This is a genomic window from Rothia amarae (genome assembly GCF_042677725.1).
Classification (GTDB): domain Bacteria; phylum Actinomycetota; class Actinomycetes; order Actinomycetales; family Micrococcaceae; genus Rothia; species Rothia amarae.
In genome coordinates, this window is the sequence record NZ_JBHUCN010000005.1 from 50,053 (window position 1) to 76,189 (window position 26,137).

At 51.9% G+C, this 26,137-nt stretch carries 19 protein-coding genes; 4 read left to right on the forward strand and 15 right to left on the reverse strand.

The window, feature by feature from the left end:
- Positions 1 to 8 precede the first annotated feature (8 nt).
- The 11 genes from secG to uvrA all read right to left on the reverse strand — a co-directional run bounded on the left by secG (position 9) and on the right by uvrA (position 13,444).
- Positions 9 to 263, reverse strand: coding sequence for a preprotein translocase subunit SecG (gene secG / locus ACFR81_RS01645; RefSeq protein WP_068168394.1), 255 nt, complete (start codon positions 261 to 263; stop codon positions 9 to 11).
- Between the two features lie 189 nt (positions 264 to 452).
- On the reverse strand, positions 453 to 1,229 hold the full coding sequence (gene tpiA, locus ACFR81_RS01650) for a triose-phosphate isomerase (RefSeq protein WP_343873761.1): 777 nt from the start codon (positions 1,227 to 1,229) through the stop codon (positions 453 to 455).
- A 120-nt stretch (positions 1,230 to 1,349) separates the two neighbouring features.
- A complete protein-coding gene (locus ACFR81_RS01655; RefSeq protein WP_151144992.1) occupies positions 1,350 to 2,573 on the reverse strand; it encodes a phosphoglycerate kinase in 1,224 nt (407 codons plus the stop codon).
- Positions 2,574 to 2,629: 56 nt separating this feature from the next.
- A complete protein-coding gene (gene gap, locus ACFR81_RS01660; RefSeq protein WP_068172937.1) occupies positions 2,630 to 3,634 on the reverse strand; it encodes a type I glyceraldehyde-3-phosphate dehydrogenase in 1,005 nt (334 codons plus the stop codon).
- Positions 3,635 to 3,932: 298 nt separating this feature from the next.
- Positions 3,933 to 4,904 carry a DNA-binding protein WhiA gene (gene whiA, locus ACFR81_RS01665; protein WP_068172939.1) on the reverse strand — a complete coding sequence of 324 codons (972 nt, stop codon included), beginning with the start codon at positions 4,902 to 4,904 and terminating at the stop codon, positions 3,933 to 3,935.
- A gap of 92 nt (positions 4,905 to 4,996) precedes the next feature.
- The gene (locus ACFR81_RS01670) at positions 4,997 to 6,025 is read right to left on the reverse strand and encodes a gluconeogenesis factor YvcK family protein (RefSeq protein ID WP_083147362.1); all 1,029 of its coding nucleotides are present in this window, start codon (positions 6,023 to 6,025) and stop codon (positions 4,997 to 4,999) included.
- A 9-nt stretch (positions 6,026 to 6,034) separates the two neighbouring features.
- A complete protein-coding gene (gene rapZ, locus ACFR81_RS01675; RefSeq protein WP_145174542.1) occupies positions 6,035 to 6,934 on the reverse strand; it encodes an RNase adapter RapZ in 900 nt (299 codons plus the stop codon).
- A 102-nt stretch (positions 6,935 to 7,036) separates the two neighbouring features.
- On the reverse strand, positions 7,037 to 9,097 hold the full coding sequence (uvrC, locus tag ACFR81_RS01680) for an excinuclease ABC subunit UvrC (protein WP_190616585.1): 2,061 nt from the start codon (positions 9,095 to 9,097) through the stop codon (positions 7,037 to 7,039).
- A 34-nt stretch (positions 9,098 to 9,131) separates the two neighbouring features.
- Positions 9,132 to 9,818: a lysophospholipid acyltransferase family protein gene (locus tag ACFR81_RS01685; RefSeq protein ID WP_343873771.1), complete on the reverse strand. Its 687-nt coding sequence runs from the start codon at positions 9,816 to 9,818 to the stop codon at positions 9,132 to 9,134.
- Between the two features lie 31 nt (positions 9,819 to 9,849).
- Positions 9,850 to 10,560, reverse strand: a complete 711-nt coding sequence (locus tag ACFR81_RS01690; protein ID WP_068172949.1) for an HAD family hydrolase — start codon at positions 10,558 to 10,560, stop codon at positions 9,850 to 9,852.
- Positions 10,547 to 13,444: an excinuclease ABC subunit UvrA gene (gene uvrA, locus ACFR81_RS01695; RefSeq protein WP_343873774.1), complete on the reverse strand. Its 2,898-nt coding sequence runs from the start codon at positions 13,442 to 13,444 to the stop codon at positions 10,547 to 10,549. The genes ACFR81_RS01690 and uvrA overlap by 14 nt, the downstream gene beginning before the upstream one ends.
- A gap of 185 nt (positions 13,445 to 13,629) precedes the next feature.
- Here uvrA and ACFR81_RS01700 point away from each other — a divergent pair, with 185 nt between their 5' ends.
- Entirely contained in the window at positions 13,630 to 14,316 is a 687-nt protein-coding gene (locus tag ACFR81_RS01700) for an MBL fold metallo-hydrolase (protein WP_343873776.1), read from the forward strand.
- A 107-nt stretch (positions 14,317 to 14,423) separates the two neighbouring features.
- Here the strand turns inward: ACFR81_RS01700 and ACFR81_RS01705 are convergent, their stop codons facing one another.
- From ACFR81_RS01705 to ACFR81_RS01720, 4 genes are all read right to left on the reverse strand, one after another.
- Positions 14,424 to 16,151 carry a formate--tetrahydrofolate ligase gene (locus ACFR81_RS01705; protein ID WP_068172967.1) on the reverse strand — a complete coding sequence of 576 codons (1,728 nt, stop codon included), beginning with the start codon at positions 16,149 to 16,151 and terminating at the stop codon, positions 14,424 to 14,426.
- A 114-nt stretch (positions 16,152 to 16,265) separates the two neighbouring features.
- Positions 16,266 to 17,255, reverse strand: a complete 990-nt coding sequence (locus tag ACFR81_RS01710; RefSeq protein ID WP_343873780.1) for a phosphotransferase — start codon at positions 17,253 to 17,255, stop codon at positions 16,266 to 16,268.
- Positions 17,252 to 19,009, reverse strand: a complete 1,758-nt coding sequence (locus ACFR81_RS01715) for an ABC transporter ATP-binding protein (protein WP_343873782.1) — start codon at positions 19,007 to 19,009, stop codon at positions 17,252 to 17,254. The genes ACFR81_RS01710 and ACFR81_RS01715 overlap by 4 nt, the downstream gene beginning before the upstream one ends.
- 3 nt (positions 19,010 to 19,012) lie before the next feature.
- Complete coding sequence (locus ACFR81_RS01720) at positions 19,013 to 20,656, reverse strand: ABC transporter transmembrane domain-containing protein (RefSeq protein WP_145174520.1); 1,644 nt, start codon at positions 20,654 to 20,656, stop codon at positions 19,013 to 19,015.
- A gap of 198 nt (positions 20,657 to 20,854) precedes the next feature.
- Between ACFR81_RS01720 and ACFR81_RS01725 the strand changes: the two genes are divergently transcribed.
- Genes ACFR81_RS01725 through ACFR81_RS01735 form a run of 3 tightly spaced genes read left to right on the forward strand, consistent with a single transcriptional unit; the run spans position 20,855 to position 26,124 of the window.
- Positions 20,855 to 23,458 carry a DEAD/DEAH box helicase gene (locus tag ACFR81_RS01725; protein WP_343873785.1) on the forward strand — a complete coding sequence of 868 codons (2,604 nt, stop codon included), beginning with the start codon at positions 20,855 to 20,857 and terminating at the stop codon, positions 23,456 to 23,458.
- Positions 23,459 to 24,868 carry an alpha/beta fold hydrolase gene (locus ACFR81_RS01730; protein WP_343873787.1) on the forward strand — a complete coding sequence of 470 codons (1,410 nt, stop codon included), beginning with the start codon at positions 23,459 to 23,461 and terminating at the stop codon, positions 24,866 to 24,868.
- Positions 24,869 to 24,909: 41 nt separating this feature from the next.
- Positions 24,910 to 26,124, forward strand: a complete 1,215-nt coding sequence (locus ACFR81_RS01735; protein ID WP_068172973.1) for a right-handed parallel beta-helix repeat-containing protein — start codon at positions 24,910 to 24,912, stop codon at positions 26,122 to 26,124.
- Positions 26,125 to 26,137: the final 13 nt, after the last annotated feature.

The window sequence follows — 26,137 nt, forward strand, 5'->3', positions numbered from 1 at the left end:
AAGAGATATTAAACCAATGCCGTCTCAAACCGAAGCATAAGACCGTAAGCAATAATCGAAATAACCCAAATCAGGATTACCGTTACCGTCAACCGAACCAGGTTCTTTGAGGCGGATCCTGAAGAGTTCAAGGAAGTGGTCATGCCGCCACCGAACATATCTGAAAGACCGCCACCCTTACCGCGGTTGAGTAGAACCAAAAGAACGGTAATAACGCTCGAAATAGCGATAATCACCATCAGAGTGACTTTGAGAATCTCCACGAGAGCCTTTCACAAGTAGTAAACGATTGCCCGCTCCTACTCTTAAGTAGTCAGGGCAGATAAAACTATACGCCAGATTGAAAGCAAATGCAGTCGATGGGCACTATTGAAACTCAAACAATACCTGCAGAAGAGGTCGGTGAACAAGCCAGAGCGTTATTCACCGACCCTTATATTAAGCGACTTTACTTATGCGTCGAAACGCGCAATGTTAGCGAATTCAGAAGCGTCCAAAGAAGCTCCGCCAACGAGTACGCCGTCGACGTCGTTCTCGCCCATAATTTCAGGAGCGGATGCAGCCTTAACCGAACCACCGTAGAGAATGCGAACCTTTTCGGCTACATCAGCTGAGTAAAGCTTTTCAATTTCAGCACGGATAGCTGCAGACATTTCCTGAGCATCTGCTGAAGTTGCTACTTTGCCGGTACCAATCGCCCAAACAGGCTCGTAAGCTACCACGAGAGTCTCAGCCTGCTCGGCTGAAAGACCGTCCAAAGAACCGCGAAGCTGCTCAAGAGTGAACTCTACGTGCTTGTTCTCTTCACGGGTTTCCAGACCTTCGCCCACGCACAAAACAGGAACGAGGTCATTGCGGTAAGCTGCCTGTACCTTCGCTGCACATACAGCATCGGACTCACCATGAATGGTCCGGCGCTCAGAGTGACCTACCAAAACGTACTTGGCACCCAATTTTTTCAGGAATTCACCGGAGATATCGCCGGTGTAAGCACCGGAGTCCTGATCGGAGAGATCCTGTCCGCCGTAAGCAAGTTTGAGCTTATCGCCCTCGACGAGAGTCTGTACCGAGCGAATGTCAGTAAAAGGAGGGAAGACCACAACTTCTGCCTTGTCAAAGTCAAAGTTGGTGTCGTCCAAAGTCCAAGCCAGTTTCTGTACCAAGGTCACTGCCTGAGCGTGATCAAGGTTCATCTTCCAGTTGCCAGCAATAAAGGGAGTACGTGACATGTTGTTTTCCTTATCTCGGCTCTCGCCGTAGTGTTCTTTACTCCATTGTATAAAAACTGCTAAGCCTTCATAGTGATATGGCGGGTCGCCCTCCAGGGCAACCCGCCATATTCAAGAGCTTTAGGCTCCTAATGCGTCCAAACCAGGAAGGGTCTTACCCTCAATGTATTCGAGGGAAGCACCGCCGCCGGTTGAGATATGACCAAACTGATCGTCGGTGTAACCAAGCTTGCGAACAGCGGCTGCTGAATCGCCTCCACCAATGATGGAGAAAGCATCTGAATGCACGATAGCTTCAGCGACTGCCTTGGTACCTTGAGCAGTGTTTTCAAACTCCGCTACGCCTACAGGACCATTCCAGAAGATAGTCTTTGCAGACTTAATTTTCTCTGCAAAGAGCTTACGAGTCTCAGGACCAATATCCAGGCCGTCAGCGTCTGCGCCCAGCTCTCCACCTTCCATATCGTCAATGGGACGGGTTTCGAACTTGGCATCATTGGAGAAGTCATCGCCGCAAACAACATCAACTGCAGTCACCAGTTCGGTGCCCTTTGATTGCGCTTCTTCAATGTAACGCTTCACAGTAGAAATCTGATCCGATTCAAGAATCGACTTACCTACCTTGTAACCCTGCGCAGCAGCGAAGGTGTAACCCATACCGCCGCCAATCAGGATGGTGTCAGCTTTACCAATCAAGTTGTCGATGACCGCAAGCTTATCCGACACCTTAGCGCCACCCATGATTACCACGAACGGACGCTCAGGATTGTTCAGTGTCTTCGCCAAGACATCAACTTCGGTCTTGACCAGGTCGCCCAGGTAAGACGGCAAACGCTTGGCGACATCGTACACCGATGCGTGTTTGCGGTGCACAGCACCAAAAGCATCATCAACATAAGCACCGTTTTCACCGGTGAGCTTTACTAACTCATCTGCGAATTCTCCGCGCTCAGCGTCGTCCTTAGAAGTTTCGCGCGCATCGAAACGAACGTTCTCTAGCACGAGAACTTCGCCGTCCTGCAATGATTCAGCCTTGGACTGAGCGTCCTGACCTACTACATCTTCAGCAATGATGACGCTGAAATCAGCAAGTTCTGACAGGCGGGTAGCCGCAGGAGCAATGCTGAACTGAGGATCAACCTTGCCCTTGGGGCGACCGAGGTGAGCCATAACGATCACCTTAGCGCCAGCCTGAGCGAGCTTAGTAAGAACCGGAAGTGATGCCTTGACGCGGCCATCATCGGTAACGGTGGTGCCATCCAGAGGCACGTTCAAGTCCGAGCGGACCAGAACGTGACGACCAGATACACCCTCAGCAAGAAGATCTTCAACAGATTTTGCCATGGTGTTCAACTCCAATATTGATGAGCTATGAGTGCTTACAGAACAACTCTAAGAGATTAGAGTGCTGAAACAACCTTGTTGGTGAACATTACAAGACGTGAAGTGTAGCCATATTCGTTGTCGTACCAAGCGATAACCTTGACCTGGTTACCAATAACCTTGGTCAGAGGAGCGTCGAATACGGTGGAGATAGCTTCACCTTCGATGTCCTTAGACACGATGGGGTCTTCGTTGTACTTGATGATTCCCTTGAAGTCACCTTCAGCGGCTTCCTTCATTGCAGCGTTGATTTCCTCAGCGGTGACATCCTTCTCGGTCTCGAAAGTGAGGTCGGTGATGGATCCGGTGGGGGTGGGAACGCGAACAGCGAAGCCGTCTAGCTTACCCTTGAGTTCAGGAAGAACCAAGCCGACAGCAGCTGCTGCGCCGGTTGAGGTGGGAACCATGTTAAGAGCTGCTGCGCGTGCGCGGCGAAGATCTGAGTGAGGAGCATCCTGCAAACGCTGATCAGCGGTGTAAGCGTGGATGGTGGTCATGAGCCCCTTCTTGATACCGAACTTGTCGTTCAGAACCTTTGCCATGGGAGCCAGGCAGTTGGTAGTGCAAGAAGCGTTAGAAACGATGTGCATTGACTCTGAATCGTAGTCAGAATCGTTGACGCCCATGACGAAGGTGCCGTCAATGTTCTTGCCGGGTGCAGAAAGGATAACCTTCTTAGCGCCAGCTTCGATGTGAGCCTTTGCCTTCTCACCATCGGTGAAGAAACCGGTGGATTCGAGAACGATGTCAACCCCAAGGTCCTTCCAGGGTAGGTCAGCGGGGTTACGCTCAGCCAGAACCTTGATTTCCTTGCCGTCTACGGAGATACCGTTTTCAGTAACCTCTACTTCACCGTTAAAGCGACCCATGATGGAGTCATACTTCAGCAGGTGAGCAAGAGTCTTAACATCGGTGAGGTCGTTGATAGCAACAATCTCAAAACCTTCGCCGTGTTCCTTTGCTGCGCGAAGGAAGTTACGACCGATGCGTCCAAAACCATTAATAGCTACGCGAGTAGTCACTGTTATCAATCTCCTTAGTATCAGTGAACTGTTATAAGAGAAACGAAGAAATGCTCCTTCAGGAGAATGTTCTCCTCTTCTCTTTCATCCATAATTTTACACTGTTTATGTGAGTTTGGGTGTGAATTTGTGTTTTTTATTGGTAAATACATATTCAAAATGCCTAAAAAGTCCTTAATTGTTGATAAATCACGTTGTTTTGAGTTGTTTTGCGGGGTTGCATGTGCACAATCTGCGTTTGCCCCTTAAAAGCAATAAGGGATGAGCTTTTTTGCTCATCCCTTATTTGAAGGCAATCTTATAGGTAAAAATCCGACCCGTTAGATGTACCGGGTAAACCGTTTTCTTGCGCTCGTTTGTCCGCCATAGCCAAAAGTCTGCGAATCCGCCCAGCAATAGCGTCCTTCGTCATCGGCGGATCAGCCAAACGACCCAACTCATCCAGCGAGGCCTGTTTATGTGCAACCCTCAGTTGTCCAGCATACCGAAGATGCTCAGGTACCCGATCTCCCAAAATTTCAAGTGCTCTTTCGACTCGCGCGCCCGCAGCCACTGCCGCCTGCGCAGACCGGCGCAGGTTGGCATCATCAAAATTTGCGAGGCGGTTCGCAGTCGCTCTCACTTCTTTACGAGCACGCTTCTCCTGCCAATTATTCAGAGTTTCGGTAGCGCCCATTCGTTCCAGAAGTGCGCTAATGGTTTCGCCATCTCGTACAACCACTCGGTCTACGCCGCGCACTTCGCGCGCCTTTGCGATGACATCCAGACGTCGAGCCGCACCCACCAAGGCAAGAGCAGCTTCTGAACCGGGGCACGTAAATTCAAGCGCAGAAGAACGCCCCGGTTCGGTGAGCGAACCGTGCGCTAAGAATGCACCGCGCATGACCGCCTCCGAATCAGCTACCGAACCATTGACCACTGCAGGAGGTAGTCCCCGAACCGGGCGACCCCGTCCGTCCAACAGTCCTGTCTGCCGAGCTAATGCCTCTCCCCCATTATTAACCCGCAAAATATAGCGACCACCGCGGCGCAGACCGCCGCCAGAGACAGAAGTTATCTCGGATTCATGTCCATACAATTCAGCGATGTTGTATTGCAGGCGTAGAGCGGTGGCTTCTATATCCACCTCAGATTCGATTACAATACGACCCGATACCAAGTGCAGACCACTGGTAAAACGCAGAATCGTGGAAACCTCCGCTTTGCGAACCGACGATTTCGTCGTCTCAAAGCGAGCCAATTCTTCTTTAACCGAAGCCGTCAGGGCCATACGGAAGTGCCTCCAATTACCAAGCCGTGCCGAAAGTACACAGCATTTTTGTTGCTATAGCGAGTGTACAGGGAGTTGACTAGGTGCGTTATTTAAATATGCCGTCTAAATAGATCTTGGTACGCCGCTCCCAATCTCAGCGCATCATGAACATTCCGATCCTGAGAGCTTCTCACGGAAACCCACGAAACTTCTGCGCCCATTTGAGCTGCGATTTCTTCAAGCTCGGTGGGCTCGCCCATGCCATCGCTGTCGGCAATGACCGCGTTAAGCCTAAATTCAGGAGCGTAGTTTCGCAAAATTTGTAGATGCTCAGCAGCAGAAAGACCCATTGTTTCTTTGTCTTCCAACTCCAGATTCATGACCAAACAGATTTGGGCAGAAGTCTTTAGCAGAGCCTCCCGGATACCGGGCAACAACAAATGAGGTAAAACCGAGGTATACCACGAGCCTGGTCCCAAAATCACCCAATCGGCATCCAGAATGGACTGAACTGCTTCCGGGCATGCTTCCGCGTCCGCAGGAGTAAGGGTCACATGAGAAACTTCCGTTGCTTGAGCAACATTCACCTGCCCGACAATATGTTCACGTGTCTCAACGCCTTGAGCATTGAGCGTACGACTCTGCGCCTCAATGACCAACGGGGTGCAAGACATGGGGAGCACTCGACCGCGCGCATGCAAAAGAGCCCCCGCCCAATCAAGACCAGCCACGGTGTTTCCCAGCAATTGCCACAGAGTCACAATCAAGAGATTCCCCAGGGCATGTTGATTCAGAGCGCCTTCGGCATCTGGGGCATCTGAAGTAAACCGGTGCTGCATGACATCTCGCCATGTTCTGCCCCAATTAGAATCGTCGCACAAAGCAGAGAGCGCCATGCGCAAATCTCCCGGAGGAACCACCCCGAATTCTTGGCGGAGCCGACCAGATGAGCCGCCGTCGTCCGCAACCGTAACCACTGCCGTCAAATCTGTAGTGACGTGTTTCAGAGCGGACAAAGAACCATACAGCCCATGCCCACCGCCCAAAGCACAGACGCGCGGTGTGAGATGCGCTGGAACTTCAAATTCAGGGGTGCGCACGATGTCACCGGGTTCAGGACTTGAAGGAGAAATATTCATACTCTTTCCTTATTCCCTACCGATATCACGGTGCTGAATGTTCACGTGGACCTCGGGATTTTCGCTCAGACGCCGAGCGAGCTCTTCGGTCACAGCCACCGAACGATGTTTACCACCGGTGCACCCAATAGCAATAGTTGCATAGTGCTTACCCTCATGCCGGTACCCAGTGATAACGGGCCTGAGAGCCTGCAAATAGTTCTCCACAAACTCCAAAGTACCCGGATTCTGGAAGACGAAATCCCGTACACCGGCATCCTTGCCAGTCAGAGCACGGAGTTCGGGAACCCAGTGAGGATTAGGGATAAAACGCATATCTACCATCATGTTGGCATCCGAAGGTGCGCCATATTTGAATCCAAAACTCATGAGAGTGAGGTTGAGGAGCTTGGGGCCCTTTTGCGAGTACATTTCCCGGATAGTTTTGGCCAATTGATGCACGTTCATATCCGAAGTATCAATCACCGAGTCAGCTGCTTCTTTAAGCTCTGAAAACAGTTTGCGCTCACGCACAATACCATCCAAAACGCGACCCTCGCCCTGCAGAGGATGCGGACGGCGCTGTGCTTCATAACGGGCGATAATATCTTTATCTTTTGCATCCATGAAAAGCATGGAGAACTCAACATCAGATTTACGCAAAGTATCAATTGCCGCGGGCAAGTCATTGAACAGGGCGCGGGACCGAATATCAATACCAACAGCCAGCTTGGGCATAGAATCCGGTGCACGAGTAACCAGATCCGCTAAAGCCTCAAGCATCTGAGGTGGAATGTTATCGACGACGTACCACCCCTCATCTTCTAAGGTGTTCGCGGCGGTACTACGCCCCGCCCCCGAAATACCGGTAATCACCAATATTTCAGGTCGCTTGCGAAAATCGGTCTGCAGGCTTTGCTCCTCAGGCATCGTGAAATACTCCCTCCCCTTTAAAAACTCAACTAATTCTAGGGTAGTCTGCAATAATTTTTTGCGCCATTAAAATACCCAGGAAGCGAAAAACGCTGTTACCTACGATTCCAGTAATTCACCGGTGACAGGGTTGAAACCACCTTCGGGTATTTCACTTGTCTCACCCGTCCCATCCAGCTCAAGCGTTCCAGCAGTAGGATCCGTTTGCGCGTCAAAGTGCTCCAAAATCTTATCTGCCATGGAAGGCCCAACTCCCTTCACTTCTTGAAGCTGCTCGGAAGTTGCTTGCGCAAGCTGTTTGAGCGAACCAAAGTGTTTAATGAGCGCTTCCCGCTTGGCAGGCCCAAGTCCATCGACGCCGTCTAGCGCAGACTTAACCATCGCCTTACCACGCTTAGTGCGATGGAAGGTAATTGCAAAGCGGTGCGCCTCATCGCGGATTCGCTGAATTAAGAAGAGGGCATCTGATGAACGCGGCATAATCACCGGGAAGTCATCATCTGCTAGCCATAATTCTTCCAGCCGCTTAGCAATACCGGCCACATGAACATCATGAATTCCTAAATCGTCAAGGGCTTGTTGCGCTGCATTCACCTGGGGCTTACCGCCATCAACCACCACCAAATTCGGTGGATATGCGAACTTTTGCGGTTCTTTTTCTACTGCTTGTTCACCAGAAATCTCCCCCGAATGTGCAGGGTGCCCCGCCCTATTTTTTTGATCTTGTAAGAAGCGTCTGAAACGGCGATGAATAACGTCGTACATGCTGGCGGTATCGTCCCGAGCTGCTTCACCGGTAATCGAGAACTTTCGATAGTCGCTCTTCTTAGGCAGCCCGTCCTCAAAAACAACCATCGAAGCAACCACGTTGGTACCTTGCACATGGGAGATGTCGTAGCACTCAATGCGTAATAACGGCTCTTCTATTTCTAGTGCCTCTTGCAATTCCACCAAAGAGGCAGAGCGCGTGGTCAAATCCCCCGCGCGCCGGGACTTGTGAAGCGTAAGGGACTGCTTGGCGTTTTCTTCCACAGTCTTCATCAACTCATGCTTTTCTCCGCGCTGGGACACCACAATTTCGCATTTCGCCCCGCGGACGCCGGACAGCCATTCTTCCAACTTTTCTTGATTTGAGGGAAGAGTAGGAACGATGATTTGCTTAGGAATATCGTGCTGGTTTTGTTCAATTTCACGGGCGGTACTTCCGGCACTGGCTTGAGCAGCCGTTTCGCCGTAGACCTCCATAATCAACCGTTCTACCATGGCGGCGTCGTCGGTTCCCTCAGATTTTTCTACAATCCAGCCACGTTGCCCGCGAATTCGCCCCTCACGCACAAAGAAAACCTGAATGGCGATTTCTAAATCGTCCTCAGCGAACCCAAACAAGTCGGCGTTGACTGCATCCGAGAGAACTACCGCGTTACGCTCAAATGCTTTGGTGAGCGCTGCAATGTCATCCCGTAAAATGGCTGCTTTTTCAAAATCAAAGTCTGCGGCAGCTGCCTTCATCTGTTCGTTGAGTTCGGCGATAAATTTTTCTGCGCCACCCCCCATAAACCGACATAAATTCTCAGCCAGCTCTCTGTGGTCTTCGGTCGAAATGTTGCCGACGCACGGTGCTGAGCACTTATCGATGTAGCCCAGCAAGCAGGGTCGCCCAGATTTCTCTGCCCGATTAAAGACCCCTGTCGAGCATGTGCGTACCGGGAAAACGCGCAAAAGGGCATCCAGTGTCTCGCGGATAGCCCATGCCTGTGAGTAGGGGCCAAAGTAACGGACACCCTTCTTTTTCTCACCACGCATCACCTGGGCACGGGGATAACGGTCCTTGAGGGTGACTGCAAGGTAGGGATATGACTTATCGTCGCGAAAGGCGATATTGAATCGTGGCTTATATTCCTTGATCCAGGTGTATTCGAGCTGTAAAGATTCCAGCTCGCTGGAGACCACTGTCCATTCCACCGAGGCGCCGGTGTGCACCATTGCGTAGGTCTTGGGAGAAAGAGCATGGACATTCTGAAAATATGAGTTCAGCCTGTTACGCAGGTTCTTAGCTTTACCCACATAAATAACCCTGCCAAATTCGTCACGGAATCGGTAGACGCCAGGAACAGTAGGAATTTCCCCCGGGGCAGGACGGTAAGTTTCAGGTTTAGCCAAGAAAAGTGCTCTTTCTTCTCAGATGCTTCAGTTATTATGAATCTCCGCCATCGCGTGCTGCTGATGGTGAGATGTTGTATTCATTTTTTTGTGCTTGACCCGACAGATGCGCAATGGCAGTCATAATCTGATCGGTGGTTTCACGGCGCTGTTTGCCGGTCATTTTCGCACCGGTTTTTTCAAAGTACATTGGCTCGCCCACCCGCACCGTAAAACGATGGGGGTACACCATGTTGGAACCCTGCTTTTGCAGCTTTTCGGTGCCGATGAGACCGATAGGCACGACGGGCGCGCCGGTCATATGAGCCAACCATGCCACCCCAATCTTGCCCTTGTAGAGGTATCCATCCAACGACCGAGTACCCTCAGGATAAATGCCAAAGACTCTATCTTCGTTGAGCACTTCCACTGCCTGGTCTAATGCTTTGACGGACTCTGAGCGATCTGAACGATTCACCGGGATGATGTCGATCGCCTCAAAGATTTTCTTCATGGCTTTGCCTTTAAAGCCGGGGGAATTAACGTATTCGGCCTTCGCGAAAAAAGCCACGCGGCGAGGCATCAAAGCAGAGATAATGACCGAGTCTAAGAAAGCCAAGTGATTTGAGGCAACGATGACCGGACCTTCTACCGGAAAGTGTTCAAGTCCAGTTACCCTCGTTCGGCATATCCCTTTGGAGACAGCGGTGATAGCTTGTTGAATCAACTTGTAGGTCTGCACGAAGAATTCCTTGGATTGTATTGGTTCTGCGCTAGCCGGAAACGCTGGGTGAACAAATGTCCTGGATGAACGTAAGGAGTAAAGTTCTCAGCTCTTGTACGTCAGCGGCCACAGGACACTTGAACTGCTCTAGTTCACCTTCGCTAGCATAACCCCAATTCACCCCAATAAAAGGAATACTTGCTGAAACGGCTGCTTCAGCGTCAAACGCTCTATCACCAACCATAACTGACGACGAAACATCTGCCTTTGAAGTCGCCATCGAGAGTGCGCGGCGAAGTATCCCAGGCTTGTCGCGGGGTAAATGGCTATTGATTTGCCCAAAATCATCGGCAGAACCTGACACGACGTCAAAGAGATGTTCCAGTCCGTAACTTTTCAGTACATCAATCACTAAATGCTCAGGTTTCTGGCTCGCTATTCCCTGCAATGCGCCTAGCTCTTGCAACTCGGTGTGCAGCTCCAGCATTCCAGGGTAGAGCTGAGCATTCTTATAATGCCGTGGATAAGTAACCATCTTAAATTCACCGAGAATTTCGTGATGGTACTCCACCGGAATATCTGTGTACAATGCCAGGGAATCCAAGATCTGTGGCCCTATGAAACGCCGCAGCACAGGAGCTTCTGGAACTGCAAAACCCCTGTTTTGAAAAGCCTCTTCCAGCGCAGGCAATATCCCTAGACTCGCATCGAGAATAGTTCCATCTAAATCCCACAAAATAAGAGGTCTATTTTCCAGCATGCGCGTGTTCTGCGAAGATTTCCTTCAAGAAGTAACCGGTGTGGGATTCTTCGACTTTTGCAAGTTCCTCAGGTGTCCCCTCAGCAATCACCTGACCGCCACCGTCGCCGCCCTCAGGCCCCATGTCGATGAGCCAGTCTGCACTCTTGATGACATCCAAATTGTGCTCGATAGTGATAACTGTATTGCCCTTTTCCACCAGACCTTGAAGAACCTTCAGCAGTTTGCGGATATCTTCGAAATGCAAACCGGTCGTCGGCTCATCCAGCACATAAATAGAGCGTCCATTGGAGCGTTTCTGCAGCTCAGACGCCAGTTTTACACGCTGGGCTTCGCCGCCTGAGAGCGTTGTACCCGGCTGCCCCAAACGGATATAACCCAGCCCCACGTCCACCAGCGTATTAAGGTGGCGGGCAATCGGTGAGAAAGCGGCAAAGAATTCTGCAGCCTCCTCCACCGGCATCTGAAGTACCTCAGCAATATTCTTACCCTTGTACTTAACCTCAAGGGTTTCGCGATTATAGCGCGCCCCATGGCACACTTCGCAAGGCACGAAGACGTCAGGGAGGAAGTTCATCTCAATCTTCAACGTGCCATCACCGTGGCATGCCTCGCAACGCCCACCCTTGACGTTAAAGCTGAAACGACCCGGCTGATAGCCGCGTATTTTCGCCTCGTTAGTCTCGGCAAAGAGTTTGCGGATATGGTCGAAAACACCGGTATAGGTCGCTGGGTTTGACCGCGGAGTGCGACCAATTGGTGACTGATCAACATGGATAATCTTATCCAGCTGATCAACTCCTTCGATGGACTTATGACGGCCGGGCACCTTTTTAGCGCCGTTGAGCTTGCTCGCCAGCGCCGTATAAAGAATTTCGTTGACGAGCGTCGATTTGCCGGAACCAGAAACACCGGTAACAGCAGTCAGCACGCCCAGCGGGAATTTTACACTGATATTTTGCAGATTGTTCTCGCGAGCACCGACCACCTTAATCATGCGCTTCTTATCGACGGGTCTGCGCTTTTCAGGGACTTCGATAGATTTCTTGCCAGAAACATAGGCGCCTGTGAGCGAATCCTTATTCTTCAAGAGCTCCTGGTAGGTTCCCGAGTGCACGATTTCCCCGCCGTGCTCCCCCGCGCCGGGTCCCACATCCACAATCCAGTCGGATTCCTTCATAGTGTCTTCATCGTGTTCGACCACGATGAGGGTATTGCCCATGTTGCGCAGTTTGACGAGAGTTTCAATCAGACGGCGGTTATCGCGCTGGTGGAGACCGATGGAAGGCTCATCTAATACGTAGAGAACACCGGTCAGTCCGGAACCAATCTGTGTTGCCAGGCGGATGCGCTGCGCCTCACCACCTGAGAGTGTGGCTGCGGGGCGGGAAAGTGTGAGGTAGTCTAGTCCGACGTCGAGCAGGAACTGCAGACGGGCATCAATTTCGCGCAGTACGAGTTCAGCGATCTTTGCTTCACGATCGTTGAGTTCGAGTTTGCGCATGAAGGTGAGGGACTCGCGCATGGGCATACCTGTAACGTCTGCAATCGATTTTCCACCCACTAGCACAGCCAAAATGGTGGGGTTGAGACGAGCGCCATTACAGGCTTCACAGGCGACATTGCGCATGTACTGCTCGTAACGGTCCTTCGACCAGTCAGACTCGGTTTCCTCGTGTTTGCGCTTGATGTAGGCGTAGACGCCTTCAAAGCCCGAAGTGTAGCGGCGTTCGCGGCCGAAACGGTTCTTGTAAGAAACCGTCACTTTGAAGTCTTTGCCGTTGAGTACGGCTTTCTTCGCTCTCGCGGGGAGGTCTTTCCACGGGGTGTTGAGGTCAAACCCTACCTCTTTACCCAAGCCTTTAAGCAGGCGTAGCCAGTATTCGGTAGTGGCTTTACCCTGCGACCAGGGAGCGATAGCGCCTTCACCCAGTGTCAAATCTGCGTTAGGAATAACGAGTTCTTCATCGACCTGCAACTTGGAGCCTATGCCGTCACACGCCGAACAGGCGCCAAAAGGTGAGTTGAAAGAGAAAGCGCGCGGCTCAATCTCATCAATCTGCAACGGGTGGTTATTGGGGCAGGAAAGATTTTCGCTGAACGTCCGAACGCGTTCGGGTGAATCTGCAGGTTCATCCACTAAATCCACCATGACGCGACCGTCTGCAAGTTTCAGAGCGGTTTCGATGGAGTCGGTGAGGCGCTGATGTACAGATTCTTTGATGACCAGGCGATCTACTACCACCTCGATGGTGTGCTTATACTGCTTTTCAAGCCTAGGCGGTTCGGAGAGCTGAATGGTTTCGCCATCTACGCGCGCACGCGAATATCCCTGTAACGCAAGATCTTTAAACAGATCAACGAATTCGCCCTTACGCGCGGATATAACGGGAGCGAGCACCTGCAGTTTGGTGCGCTCAGGCAAACTCATGAGCTGATCGACAATCTGCTGGGGAGTTTGCTGCGTAATTTCCTCACCGCATTCAGGACAGTGCGGGCGACCAATGCGCGACCATAGCAGGCGCATGTAGTCGTAAATCTCGGTAATAGTACCCACGGTAGAACGAGGGTTCTTAGAGGTGGACTTCTGATCGATGGAAACAGCCGGGGATAGACCTTCGATGAAGTCGACGTCGGGCTTATCTACCTGCCCCAAAAACATGCGGGCATAGGATGAGAGCGACTCAACGTATCGACGCTGTCCTTCAGCAAAAATGGTGTCAAAAGCCAAAGATGATTTGCCTGAACCCGAAAGTCCGGTGAAAACCACCATAGCGTTACGAGGAATTGTGAGGTCCACATTCTTCAAATTATTCTCGCGAGCGCCTTGTACGTGAATGTGAGTGAGGTCCTGTACGCCGGTTTGAGCAGGAGCTTTAGCCATCATGGTCCTTTGACTGTGGGGAATCAGTGTCTTGAGCAAACAGCTCACTTCGAAGATATATTCTAGTACGAAATAGTGGCCCAGTTGAGTTGGTTTTTTCGGCTGTTGGCTTATTTGTTCTCTCAGCTCGTCGGCAGTACTAGTGTGCTCTGGAGTTTGTTTATCTGCACAATTATCATTGAGCTATGAATACTCCCGCAGGAAACCTGATTGTTGACCATCCCCGCTATACGATTCGTTCCATTTCTGTGTCTGATATGGATAATAATGTTTATCTTTTGACCTCTAAGCAGAGTGGCGAGCAAGTTTTGATTGACGCCGCAGATCAGTTTGAGCAGATTAAGGAGTTTGTTCGAGCTGCGGCAGAAGAAGATGCTCCTAATACACATTCCACATCGTTGAAAGATGTTTTGACAACCCACGGGCATTGGGATCATATTCGTGCGCTCAAAGATGTTTCTTCTCATTACTCGGCGACTACTGTGGCGGGTCAGATGGACGCCGGAGCTATTGCTGAGCAGGAGAAAGTTGAGGTGGAGCGTACCCTACTCGGAGATGAAGAGCTGACCTATGATTCCTGGATTCTTCAGACCATCCATTTGACTGGACATACTCCGGGTTCTATTGCCTTTGTTTTGGATGATGAAGACGAAGCTTACCCCACCGTTATTTTCACCGGTGATTCGTTGTTTCCTGGCGGCGTCGGCAAGACTAACTCTCCCGAAGATTTTCAGAGCCTGCTTCACGATGTAAAAACCAAGATCTTCGACCGTTTCGATGATTCGACAGTTGTGCTCCCGGGGCATGGTAATGCCACTACGTTGGGTGTTGACCGCGGGAACCTTGAAGAATGGGAAGAACGCGGCTGGTAAAACGCTTTAGTTCTTCACAGATAAACGGAGAAAATAAGGGCTTCCGCTCAAATGAGCGGGAGCCCTTATTTCTATCTTTGTGAACCTTTTTCAGTTGCGTAAAAGGCTTAGGAGAGACCGTACATGTTGCCGTTCTCGTCGAAGCCCATCTGACCTGCTGCAGGGGTCTTTGCCAAACCGGGCATGGTACGCATGGTGCCGCAGATGGCGTAAACGTATCCTGCGCCAGCAGCCAAACGTACTTCACGAACAGGAAGAGTCCAGCCGGTGGGTGCACCCTTGAGTGAAGGATCGGATGAGATGGAGAGGTGGGTCTTTGCAATAACTACGGGGAGATCGCCAAAGCCGAGCTCTTCGAAGCGCTTGAGCTGCTTCTTCGCTGCGGGAGCAACCTCGATGCCGTCAGCACCGTAAACCTTGGTTGCAACCTTCTCAATCTTGGTTTCCAGTGAGTCAGAGTCTTCGTAGGTGTAGACCAAGTCGCTCTTGTCGTCACATGCTTCGACAACAGCTTCAGCAAGCTCGGTGACACCTGCGCCACCTTCTGCAACACCGCGGTGGATAGCGACGCGAGCGCCAGCTTCCTCTGCGATTTCGCGGATGGCGTCGTGTTCTGAGTCGAAGTCGGTGGGGAATGCGTTGATAGCAACAACCGGCTGAACACCGAAGCTACGAACGATTTCGATGTGCTTCTGGAGGTTAGCTGCGCCTGCCTTAACGTCTGAAGGTGATTCCTTGAGCATGTCTTCTGGAAGGGGCTTGCCGGGGGTGATTTTGTAGAGGCCGGAGTGAGACTTCAGCGCACGTACGGTGACAACCAGAACTGCAGCGTTAGGCTTCAGACCGGACTTGCGGCACTTGACGTTGAAGAAGCGCTCTGCGCCCATGTCTGCGCCGAAGCCTGCTTCGGTAATCACATAGTCGGAGTGTTCCAAACCAACGTAGTCAGCTACAACCGAGGAGTTACCGGTTGCGATGTTGCCGAAGGGGCCAGCGTGAATCAGGGCAGGGGTGTGCTCAAGGGTCTGGAGCAGGTTGGGGTTGATGGCGTCCTGAAGCAGGATTGCCATTGCGCCGTCTGCGCCAAGGTCCTTAGCGGTTACGGGGTCGCCGTTCATGTTGTAGCCGATGACGATGCGTGCCAGGCGGTTGCGCAGGTCTTCGAAGCTGGAGGACAGTGAAACGATGACCATGACCTCGGATGCTGGGGTGATGTCGAAACCGGTTTCGCGGGGTACGCCATCCATGCGTTCGCCCAAACCTACGATGATGTTACGCAGGGAGCGGTCGTTCATATCCATGACGCGGCGCCATGAAATGTTGCGGGTATCGATGTTTAGTTCGTTACCGTGGTGCAGGTGGTTATCAATCAGCGCTGCAAGGAGGTTGTGTGCACTGGTGATGGCGTGGAAGTCGCCGGTGAGGTGAAGGTTGAGCTTCTCCATGGGAACAATCTGGGAGTAGCCGCCGCCTGCTGCGCCGCCCTTCACACCGAATACGGGACCCAAAGCGGGTTCGCGTAGGGTCAAGGTAGCGTTCTTGCCAATCTTGTGCATACCCTGTGCGAGAGAAACAGAGGTAGCGGTCTTGCCTTCGCCCAAAGGAGTGGGAGTTACCGCGGTAACTACGATGTACTTTGCGCCCTTTTTCTTGGCGTTTTCAGCGTTGGTAGTTTCATCCAGCAAAACCTTGGCTACGTATTTGCCATAAGGCTCTAGGCGATCTTCGCTAATGCCGGTCTTTTCTGCAATCTCAACGATCGGATCCATCTCTGCTTTCTGAGCGATTTCCAGATCGGAGGGGAATGGCTTACTCAAAGTAACTCCTTTGTTCATTTAGTAATTCCTCTTCTCATGGTAGTGGTCTCTGTCTCTTTTATCGAACCTGGAGAAACATTGTGAAGGTGAATTTTGATGAATGAGTCGTAGGAGTTACCTCGGGCACCAGTATTAGATATTGTGCAGAACCCATTGATTCAGCGCTAATGCCCTTGAGAATCGAATACCGGGCAGAGTACTCAGGGTGTTCTGATTGGGTGGGAATTGCGCTGCCCATGTATAGAATCCTGCTGCGTACACTATGTTTGCTTCGAGGTAGTTCGCCGGCGCCTGTTGCAGTGTATGTGAGAGCTTCACCATGTCCTTTATTTTTCGGTGAGGATTTTGCGTCAGTACATCGACGACGAGCGCCGCTGAGTCGGCTGCGGGATGCCCGATGCATGTCCAGGGCCAGTCCACGATAATTGCTTGATTTTCAGGGGTTAGCAAAATATTGTCTGCCCGGATATCTGTGTGGTTGTAAGAGTTTCCTTCTAAATACGGGCGCAAATATCTATCCACGTAGACTGCATAATCTGCTGCTCGGCAATTGAGCTCTGGAATCAGAGCTAAGAATTCGGGGTAGGCAGGGTGATTTTCAAGATGAGCATAGTTTTGCGCAGAAAATTTCTGGTGAGCTAACGTATCCCAAGCATCAATTTCATGAGCAACAGATTCGGCTGTCGTTTCAAGTTGAAGGGCAGGTGAGACATCTAGTTCGGCTATCTCATCGAGGGCAGAAAAGATTGCGGCTATCTCAGAGGTCTCCCCTGTGAGGCGAGGGTGCCGACCCTCAATATCTTCAATAAGTACGGCTACCCACTGATCACAATTCAGGTGGGCAATATAACCGGCAACAGGTGCAGACTTGGGAAGCGACTGAAGCACCGCCGCTTCTTGGGCATGAAGTTTAGCGGTAAATTCCTGCTCCTTGCTATTGACTGCCTTGAGAAACGCCCGCCGCCCGTCAGAAAAAAGCAGACGATCGGCGGTCCCTAGACTGAATCCTCCGGATTGAGAAGCTGAGGAAATGACGGATGCGCCCATCACATCGTGTACCCAACCCTGCACATGCTGGGGCAGGTCATCCCAAGTGAGACGCTGTGTATTGCTTCCTTTCATTGTGCCTCCCCTGTAGGCTGAACTTTCTTTTCATCGCGCACAATACGTCCGTCGTCGAGGTAGACAAATCGATCTGCCAGCGAAGCGATGCGCGAATCATGACTAATGATGATGACGGTCCGTCCGGCGAGAATTCCACGGATAGAATCCTGAGCATCCGCCAACTCTAGTTGGGTGGTGGATTCATCAAGAATCACGATGTGCGGGTTCGCTACCACAATGCGCGCCAAGGATAGCTGCTGGATCTGGTCACGGCTCAACTCGGAATTTCCAATACCTACCACCGTATTCAAACTCTGCTCAAGGTCACGCCACCACGTGGCTCCGACTTCATCCAATGCCTGTTTCATCTGCTCCTGAGTAGCCTGTGGATTAGCCACAGACATATTCTCAGCTAACGTGCCCAAGAAAAGATGCGCTTCTTGAGTGCAAATGAGTAATTGAGGACGCCCGGACGCATCCGGAGCAGTGGGAAAATCTCCTAACCCAACTCTTTGCCCCATTACAGATACGCTCCCGTCAGTTGCCGTCAACGAACCTGAAATCAGACGAGCCAGAGTGGTTTTACCCGATCCCGAGCGTCCAATGAAAGCTACCGATTGACCTCGTGGAATCTCAAGGTTTATCTGGTGCATCACCGGGGATCCCGGGCGATACCCAAATTCAAGATTTTCAATCTTCACAGCGGCTGGGATTTGATCACACGGCGTTTTTTTAGACTGCCCGGATTCTCCCGCCCTTACCTTTTTGAGATTTCGCTGTTGCCGGTGCTGTTCTGCAAGGTCGATGACGCCGGAGATTCGGCCCATAGTAACCGTCATTTCGCGAACGATACTCAGCCAATAACCAAAAATATCGGCATTTACTCTCATGGTGAAGACCAACACCGCCGCCGTAGAAACCATCCCCCAGGTTGCCCATCCGCGATGTACACAGTAAGAACCCCAGATGAGTGAAAGCATCAGGGGTGTGTAGGCGATGAAGGAATCTACAGCCCAAAAGTTCGAGCGCAGGCGAATGAGCCCGTCTTGAACCTCGTACTGCTCATGAATCTTTCGATTCATGGTGTTCTGCCGGGCATTAACGATGCCCAATTCTGCTGAGGTGCGAGCACCTCGAACGTTTTCAGTCACCGTAGTGGTCAGCGATGATACTTTCTCGGCGCGAACGGTGACGATTGCTGCAATGCGCGGAAGAAAATAAGAAAAGGAAAATACTTGGGCGATTATCATCGGTACGGTTATGAGCCCAAGCATCGGCGAGAGGACAAAAACTGAGGCGCAGATGACCAAGATGGATACGGTGACCGCCACAAGTTCTGGAATCGCCTGAGTGATGACGCGACGCACAGAGTCTAAATCATCGGTGATTCGAGAGACTAGGTCTCCACCCCCGGCGTCCTCAATCGTTTGGGCATCGAGGTTGAGGGAAGACTCGATGAGATCAATGCCAAGATCTTGATTAATGCGGGTCCCAACGATTTCGCTCTGATAAACCCACCAGCGAGCCGACACCGTAGAGAGCACCACAGCACCAAAAATCAAGGCAAGCGGCGTCCATGGGAAAGAATGCAGATTATTGGCTATAGCGTCGTCGATGAGATGCCCAATTTGCCAGGGGGTGACCAGGGCAAGTACGGAGTTCAGTACAAAAAGTGCTGCGATAAGCGCGACGCGCCCAGGAGATTTGCGCATGGATTTCCAGAGCATTCCCCAGGTGATCTTTGCCGGAGCAATAGGTAAGAGGTTAGCCATGTTCTACTCCCCCTGCCTCTGGTTTGCGCGGGCTATTCGTCGATCTACTTCCATCGTGGTGGAGATGATATAGACCTCTCGAAGGTGTTCTAACACGCCGGGATTCCCAGCGTATTTCTCCAACTGATTGAAAATGAATTGCTGGCTCGGCTCATCTACAGAGTTAACCGGCTCGGTGAGAACGAGAACGGGTTTTTTCTGCGCGTAGGCGCGAGCAAGTGCCAGGCGCTGCCGTTGACCGCCGGAGAGGTTTGTACCTTCTGCGCTGATTTCAGCTAACCAATAGTCAGTAGGGTTTTCGCCACCGAGGCGGTGCGCTATTTCCAAAGAGTCGGTGAGTTTCAAGTATTCTTCGCGTTCATCGATGGTCAACGCAGGTGGGCCCGACGTCAGATGGTCTTCGAGTGTGCCGGCAAATATCATGGGATTGGGCTCGGAGAGTAAAATTTCCTCGCGGTTGTCGCTGTTTACACGCAAGTATTCCACCAGCGTTTCGGCATATTCCTGCGCTGTAAGACCCACCGAACGGGGGTTAATGTAGACCACCCGTCGCGTTTCTGCGTTCAATCTCAACTGAGCGAAGGACGCTGGTAGGGGCTGAGAACTGCCAGCATGTTCGTGAGATTGAGAGGCCAACGATGCCGTCGGTTCGGAGCGCTTTTCTAACCCGACAATGCGGCGGTGGGCTACTTTTGCGTCGCGGTAAATCAGCAGAAACATTTCAACTGCCCAAATGGGACCCACCATCATCGCAAGAACACCTGAAACGGTCACCAGCTGACTAGGATCAATACTGGTTATCCATGCGCCATTCAGCGTGTGTCCCCGGAGGGCGAGAGCAATGGTGACCGTGGTGGTACAGCCAATGAGGAATACTCGGGCAGCCCCTTGCCAGGAATGGACTCTCTCATAGGCGAGCTGTGCTTTTCGTACGTCAAGTGCCGAGGTGCGATAGCGTCCCAGCATGGTTTGTCCAGCGCCCAACCCGACGATGGTACGAATAGAGGTAGCTATATCGCTGGCCTTTGATGTGCTGATTCCGATTTTATCGCGGAAAATCTCAGCACGTTGCTCGAGAATTTTGGAGATGCGGGTCAGCAGTACAATCGTCAGAATCATTCCGCCTAAACCAGAGACCGCGAGTAAGGGGCTGAGTAGCCAGAGTTGGATGGTTCCAAAAAATGCGATAGCGAAGGATGAGAATGCCTGATTCAGCGGTTGCAATGTGTTTGCAACATTTCTGGTGTCTTTGTTGATGACCGCCACGATGGCGCCGGGGTCACCCGCTTGAGAAGAACGTGGAACGAGGGAACCTGCGTACAGTTTCCAATCGCGTTCGAGCATGACGATGGTGCGAAAGCAGGTGCCCCATCCTATCTTTTCGTTCAAGGAGAGAAAGAGCACCAGCAAACATAACCCGGTGATATCAATCCAGGCTTGCTGCACATCACCTATGGTGAAAAGTTCGATGATGCGAGCGACCAGCGCTGGCATAAACACTAAGGCTGTGCCAGATATGGTCTCTGTGATAAAGGGCAAGATAAAGCGCCACTTGGGGTAGCGAAATCCGGGTGGAATGAGACTAAAACGGGGGTTATCTTCTGCGTTTTGAAGAGAGTTCTGCTCTGAAATTTTTTTTGAAGGCACGACTTTATTCCTTGGGTGAAAACGAAAAGATGATGATTTATGCGGAATAAAGATCGTTGTTCATCGTGAACGTCCTTTTGGAAAGGGAATACAGACAGTTATGATGAGCATCACTTTACCCCAAAATTCTTGGCTGAGAGATAAAGGCGCCCTGAAACTTCTCAACATTTCTTCCCGGCTCGATAAACTAGTGCCATCATGAAAAAGATTCTCGAGTACCTCGACCCCAAACTGGCAGAGTCCTCCCACCACTACTTCCGCGGCGATTTCGCGTCGAATCCGCTCTCCAGCGATGAAATCTACGAAGCATTTCTTGAGTGGATTTCTGCCCGCGGAATGGAGTTATACCCTGCCCAGGATGAGGCGGTTCTTGAAATTGCGGGCGGTTCCAACGTCATTCTGGCAACTCCCACGGGCTCTGGAAAATCTACGGTTGCCATGGCTGCACATTTTGCCGGTCTTGCAACAGGGCAACGTTCTTATTACACCGCGCCCATCAAGGCTTTGGTGAGCGAAAAGTTTTTTGACCTCGTTGAGATTTTTGGTGCCGAGAACGTCGGTATGGTCACCGGCGATTCATCCATTAATTCAAATGCGCCGATTATTTGTTGCACCGCAGAAATTCTTGCCAACATTGTGCTTCGTGAAGGGCCGGGTGCAGATTTATGCCAGGTCATCATGGACGAGTTTCACTTCTATTCAGATCCTCAACGTGGATGGGCTTGGCAGACTCCCCTACTCGACCTACCCCAGGCACAGTTCCTGCTAATGAGCGCCACTTTGGGGGATACCACTCGCTTCGAAAAGGACCTCACTGAGTTGACGGGACGTCCCACTGCGCTCGTCACCTCAAAGACCAGGCCTATCCCCCTGCATTTCTACTACTCCACAGAACCTGTCCAAGAGGCAGTATCTGAACTTGTTTCTACCGGTCAGACACCGGTATATATCGTTCACTTCTCGCAGCTACAAGCCATTGATACTGCAGGTGCGCTGATGAGTGTTTCAATCGCGTCCAAATCGGATAAAGAGCGTATCAATGAACTGCTGGAAAATTTCCGCTTTTCTGCTGGATTTGGCAAAACCTTGCAACGTCTGGTCAAGAACGGAATCGGTGTGCACCACGCAGGCATGTTGCCAAAGTATCGCCGCCTGGTAGAACAGCTTGCACAAGCAGGACTGCTGAAGGTTATTTGCGGTACCGACACCTTGGGCGTAGGCATCAACGTACCCATCCGTACCGTCCTGATTACCGCGCTCTCCAAATACGATGGACAGCGTACCCGCCGTCTTAAAGCCCGCGAATTCCATCAGATCGCAGGACGCGCGGGCCGCGCCGGATTCGATACGGCCGGTACCGTCGTGGTTCAGGCACCTGAACACGACATTGAAAATGAGCGCCTCGAAGCAAAAGCCCGTGAAAAATTCGCAGGTGATGAAAAGAAAATGAACCAGTCACTACGCGGCAAGAAGAAAAAGCCACCGCAGGGATTCGTCGCCTGGTCGAAGAAGACTTTCGAACAGCTGGTAGAGGCTGAGCCAGAAGCACTGACCGGCTCTTTTGATATCACCCACTCCATGTTGCTGAATATTCTGCAGCGCGAAGAAGACCCGTTTAGGGTAGTCCGCCATTTGCTCACTGCCAATCATGAGCCGCCCGTCAAGCAACGCCAGCTCATGCGTAAGGCACTCGGAATTTACCGAGAACTCCTTGCAGGAGGTGTGGTTGAACGTCTCGATGAACCCGATGAATTTGGGCGCAACGTACGTCTGACCGTGCAACTGCAAGAGAACTTCGCTCTCAATCAGCCGCTCTCCCCCTTCGCGTTGGCATCTCTCTCCCTACTGGATAAAGAATCTGAGACATACGCTCTCGACGCTGTGTCCATCATCGAAGCGACCCTGGAGAATCCCCGCCAGGTGCTCAATATGCAAGAGAAGAAAGCGAAGTCTGAAGCCCTTGCCGAGATGAAGGCAGAGGGCATGGACTACAACGAGCGCATGCGCGAACTCGACGAGATCACCTATGCTAAACCGCTTCAAGAAACTCTCGAAGCTGCTTTCGAGACCTATCGTTCGGGTGCGCCGTGGATGAGCGAATTCGAAGTAGCACCCAAATCAGTAGTGCGCGATATGTACGAGCGGGCCATGGATTTTGGCTCCTACGTGCAGTATTACTCGTTGGACCGCTCCGAAGGCATTTTGCTGCGCTACCTCTCCGACGCCTATAAGGCGCTGCGGCAGACGGTACCGCTTTCCGCTTTGACCGAAGAACTCACCGACATCATAGAGTGGTTAGGCGAAATTATTCGCCAGACCGACTCCTCTTTGGTGGATGAATGGGAACGTCTGGCAGCGGGCGAAGACCCTCTGAAGGTGCGTGAGGAAGAAGAAACCATCGGCGAAGAAACAGCGCCGGTCGTCACCGATAATCCCCGCGCTTTCAAAGTCATGGTCCGCAATGCTCTCTTCCGCCGCGTCGAACTATTCGCCGATGAAAAAGACCGAATCTTGGGAGAAATGGACGGAGAATCCGGCTGGGACGCAGACCGCTGGGCTGATGCTCTCGATGAGTATTTCGACGAATACGACGACATTTTCACTGACGCCGCAGCCCGCTCGCCGCGCCTGGTTGCCATCGATGAAAACGTTAAAGAACATCCAGGCATGTGGAAGGTGACCCAATCTTTCTCTGACCCCGAGGATAACCACGACTTCGGTATCCGAGCAGATGTTGATTTGAAGGCTTCCGACAAGGCGGGTCTGCCCGTCCTTCGCATCACTCACGTAGGAGCACTCTAAATGGTTTTAGCTCTATCCCCTCAACTTCCGGTTCCCTCTCATCAAGTGGGAGCAACCGTCGCCGTCGGAGATTTTGCGCTCACCGACCATTACTTTTCGGTACCGGTAACCCACGGGTTGGTGTACTCGCTGGGGCGTGAAGCGGCAGAAAACCATCCGCTGGCTCAACGAACTCTCACGGTGTTTGCCCGTGAAGTAGTCAATACGTCATCTGAGCTGACCATCAGCCCCGAAGACCGCCCTTTCATGGTCTATTTGCAAGGTGGACCGGGCGGCAAAAGCCCCCGACCCACCATAGACTCCGGATGGGTCCACGAACTCTCTAAAACCCACCGCATCGTGCTTCTCGATCAGCGTGGCACCGGACTTTCCACGCCGCTTTCAGCCCCTTCCATCCTTGCCCAAGGCTCCGTGAGAGAGCAGGAACAGTACCTCGAGCTCTTCCGCGCCGATTCGATCATCGCCGACGCCGAAGTCATCCGCTCATATCTTCTAGCTGAAAGAAAAGATCAGCGATGGTCCACCATGGGCCAAAGCTTCGGCGGCTTCCTCACGCTCTCCTATCTCTCATTCGCGCCCGAATCCCTCAGAGATTCCCGCATGACAGCAGGCCTAGCCCCCATCCGTGCACATATCGACGACGTCTACCGGCATACCCTTGAGCGCGTCAAAGAACGCAACGAAGAATTCTACGGCTGGTACCCCCAGGACCGCGTTCTCGCAACTCGCATTGCCGAATTTATTCGCGAGAAGAAGCCCACCCTTCCCACCGGGGAAACACTCACCGACCATCGCTTCCAGATGCTCGGCGCATACCTCGGTGGAAACGCACGCGTACGCGAACTGCACTACATCCTCGAAACCGCTTTCGCAGAATCGAACAATTACCTCTCGGCGCAATTCCTCAGCTCCGTCAGCGAAATTGTATCCTTCGCTTCCGCCCCGCTTTACGGACTCCTCCACGAATCGATTTACGCCGACGGTCCCGCTCAGGGAGCTTCCCCCTCCCCCGCACCCACCAATTGGTCGGCAGCGCGCATGGCGAATGCCCGAGATGATTTCTCACCCGAAGCTGAAACGCTCTTATTTACCGGCGAGCACATCTTCCCCTGGTACTTCGAAGAAGACCCCGCCCTTGCACCGCTCCACGACGTCGCCCACGCGCTCGCTGAAAAAGACGACTGGGGCAAGCTATACGACCACGAACAGCTTGCCCAAAATACCGTACCGTTGGTTGCTGCTGTCTATCGCCCCGATATCTATGTGGACTATGAACACTCCATGAAAACAGCACAGGCAGTAGCGAATACTCGCGTCTGGTCATCGGACACCCACCACCACGATGGGCTCAGCGCTGACGGCACGGCGATTCTTACGCATCTGAAGAATCTGCTGGCTGATAACCGGTAGACTGGGTCGCATTCGCATTTTTATTTAGAGGGGGAATTCGCGTGGTTACACGTGCACAATTTCTAGGCGGTACAGCACTGGGAGTGCTTGCCGCATCCATGACAGCAACCAGCGCTTCGGCAGACAGCTCTGACCGTATGCTCATCGCCACCGACGAAGGGATCAATCCCGGGGACGACGCTGTCAACAACAAAATCAACAAACTCATAGATCGCCTAGCGGGCGACGGCGGCGGGGCAATCATCTTTCCTCCGGGAATTTACAACGTTGATTCTGACGGCATTCAGCTCAAAAACCAGGTCAGCATCATGGGCTTGGGGGAAGCAACCCAATTTCGCCCCGTAGGCGAGTGGAAGGAACTTGCCGGCGTCTTTCGCATTGGATCGCATAGCTCCCCCTCTTCTGACCCTGTGTACCGCACCGGAATTCACAATCTCTCCATCAAAACCGGCGAAGATTCAATGGCTCATACCGATGCCATCCCTAACACCGTGGGTATTCTCTTTAACACTTCAAACGGCGATAAGCCGGCGGATCCAGATGCGGCGCACCGCATTTCAGGTATTACACTATGGGATTTGGATATGGGGATTATCCTCAAAGGAAAAGATGACCAGGGTTGCACGGTCAGCGACATCCGCGGACGCCGTTTTCTACGTACAGCGCTACAGGTGGGTGAAATTGGGGCCGAAGGCGGAGCGGACAATCAGTTCTCCATGATTGATTTTTCCTCTGCAAATTTGTCACGCCTCGATTGCGCCACCATCGAAATTTATACGTCCAATTGTTCATTTTCCCAGGTCAAAAGCTGGTATTCAAAACGTACGATGAGTTTTGATGAGGCAGTCAAAGCCGGTTCCGGTTACTACGTTAAGGGAACCCGTAACACGTTCAGCCAGTGCGATGCCCAGGACAATGGTGGTCACGGTTTCGTGCTCGAATACCCCAACAACACTCTGATGAACTGCGTTTCAGATTCCAACGGTTATGCCGAAAACGTTTCGGGCAAGGCTAATCCCTCAGAAGCACACGGTTTCCATATCCTTTCCGGTGCGCATGGGACTCAGCTCATTGGATGTCAGTCCTTCAACCGGACAAAGGATAAGCCTGGCCAAAAGATTGGTTTCTGGGTTGATAATTCTAATACGCAGGTAACTCTTATTGGTTCTGCTGCCGACAATACAGAAGCCGCTGCGCAAACAGGTTCATTGAATCAATCGCAGAAGACAGTGCTCAATACAGACGATAAGAAGTAACATTTCATCTAGC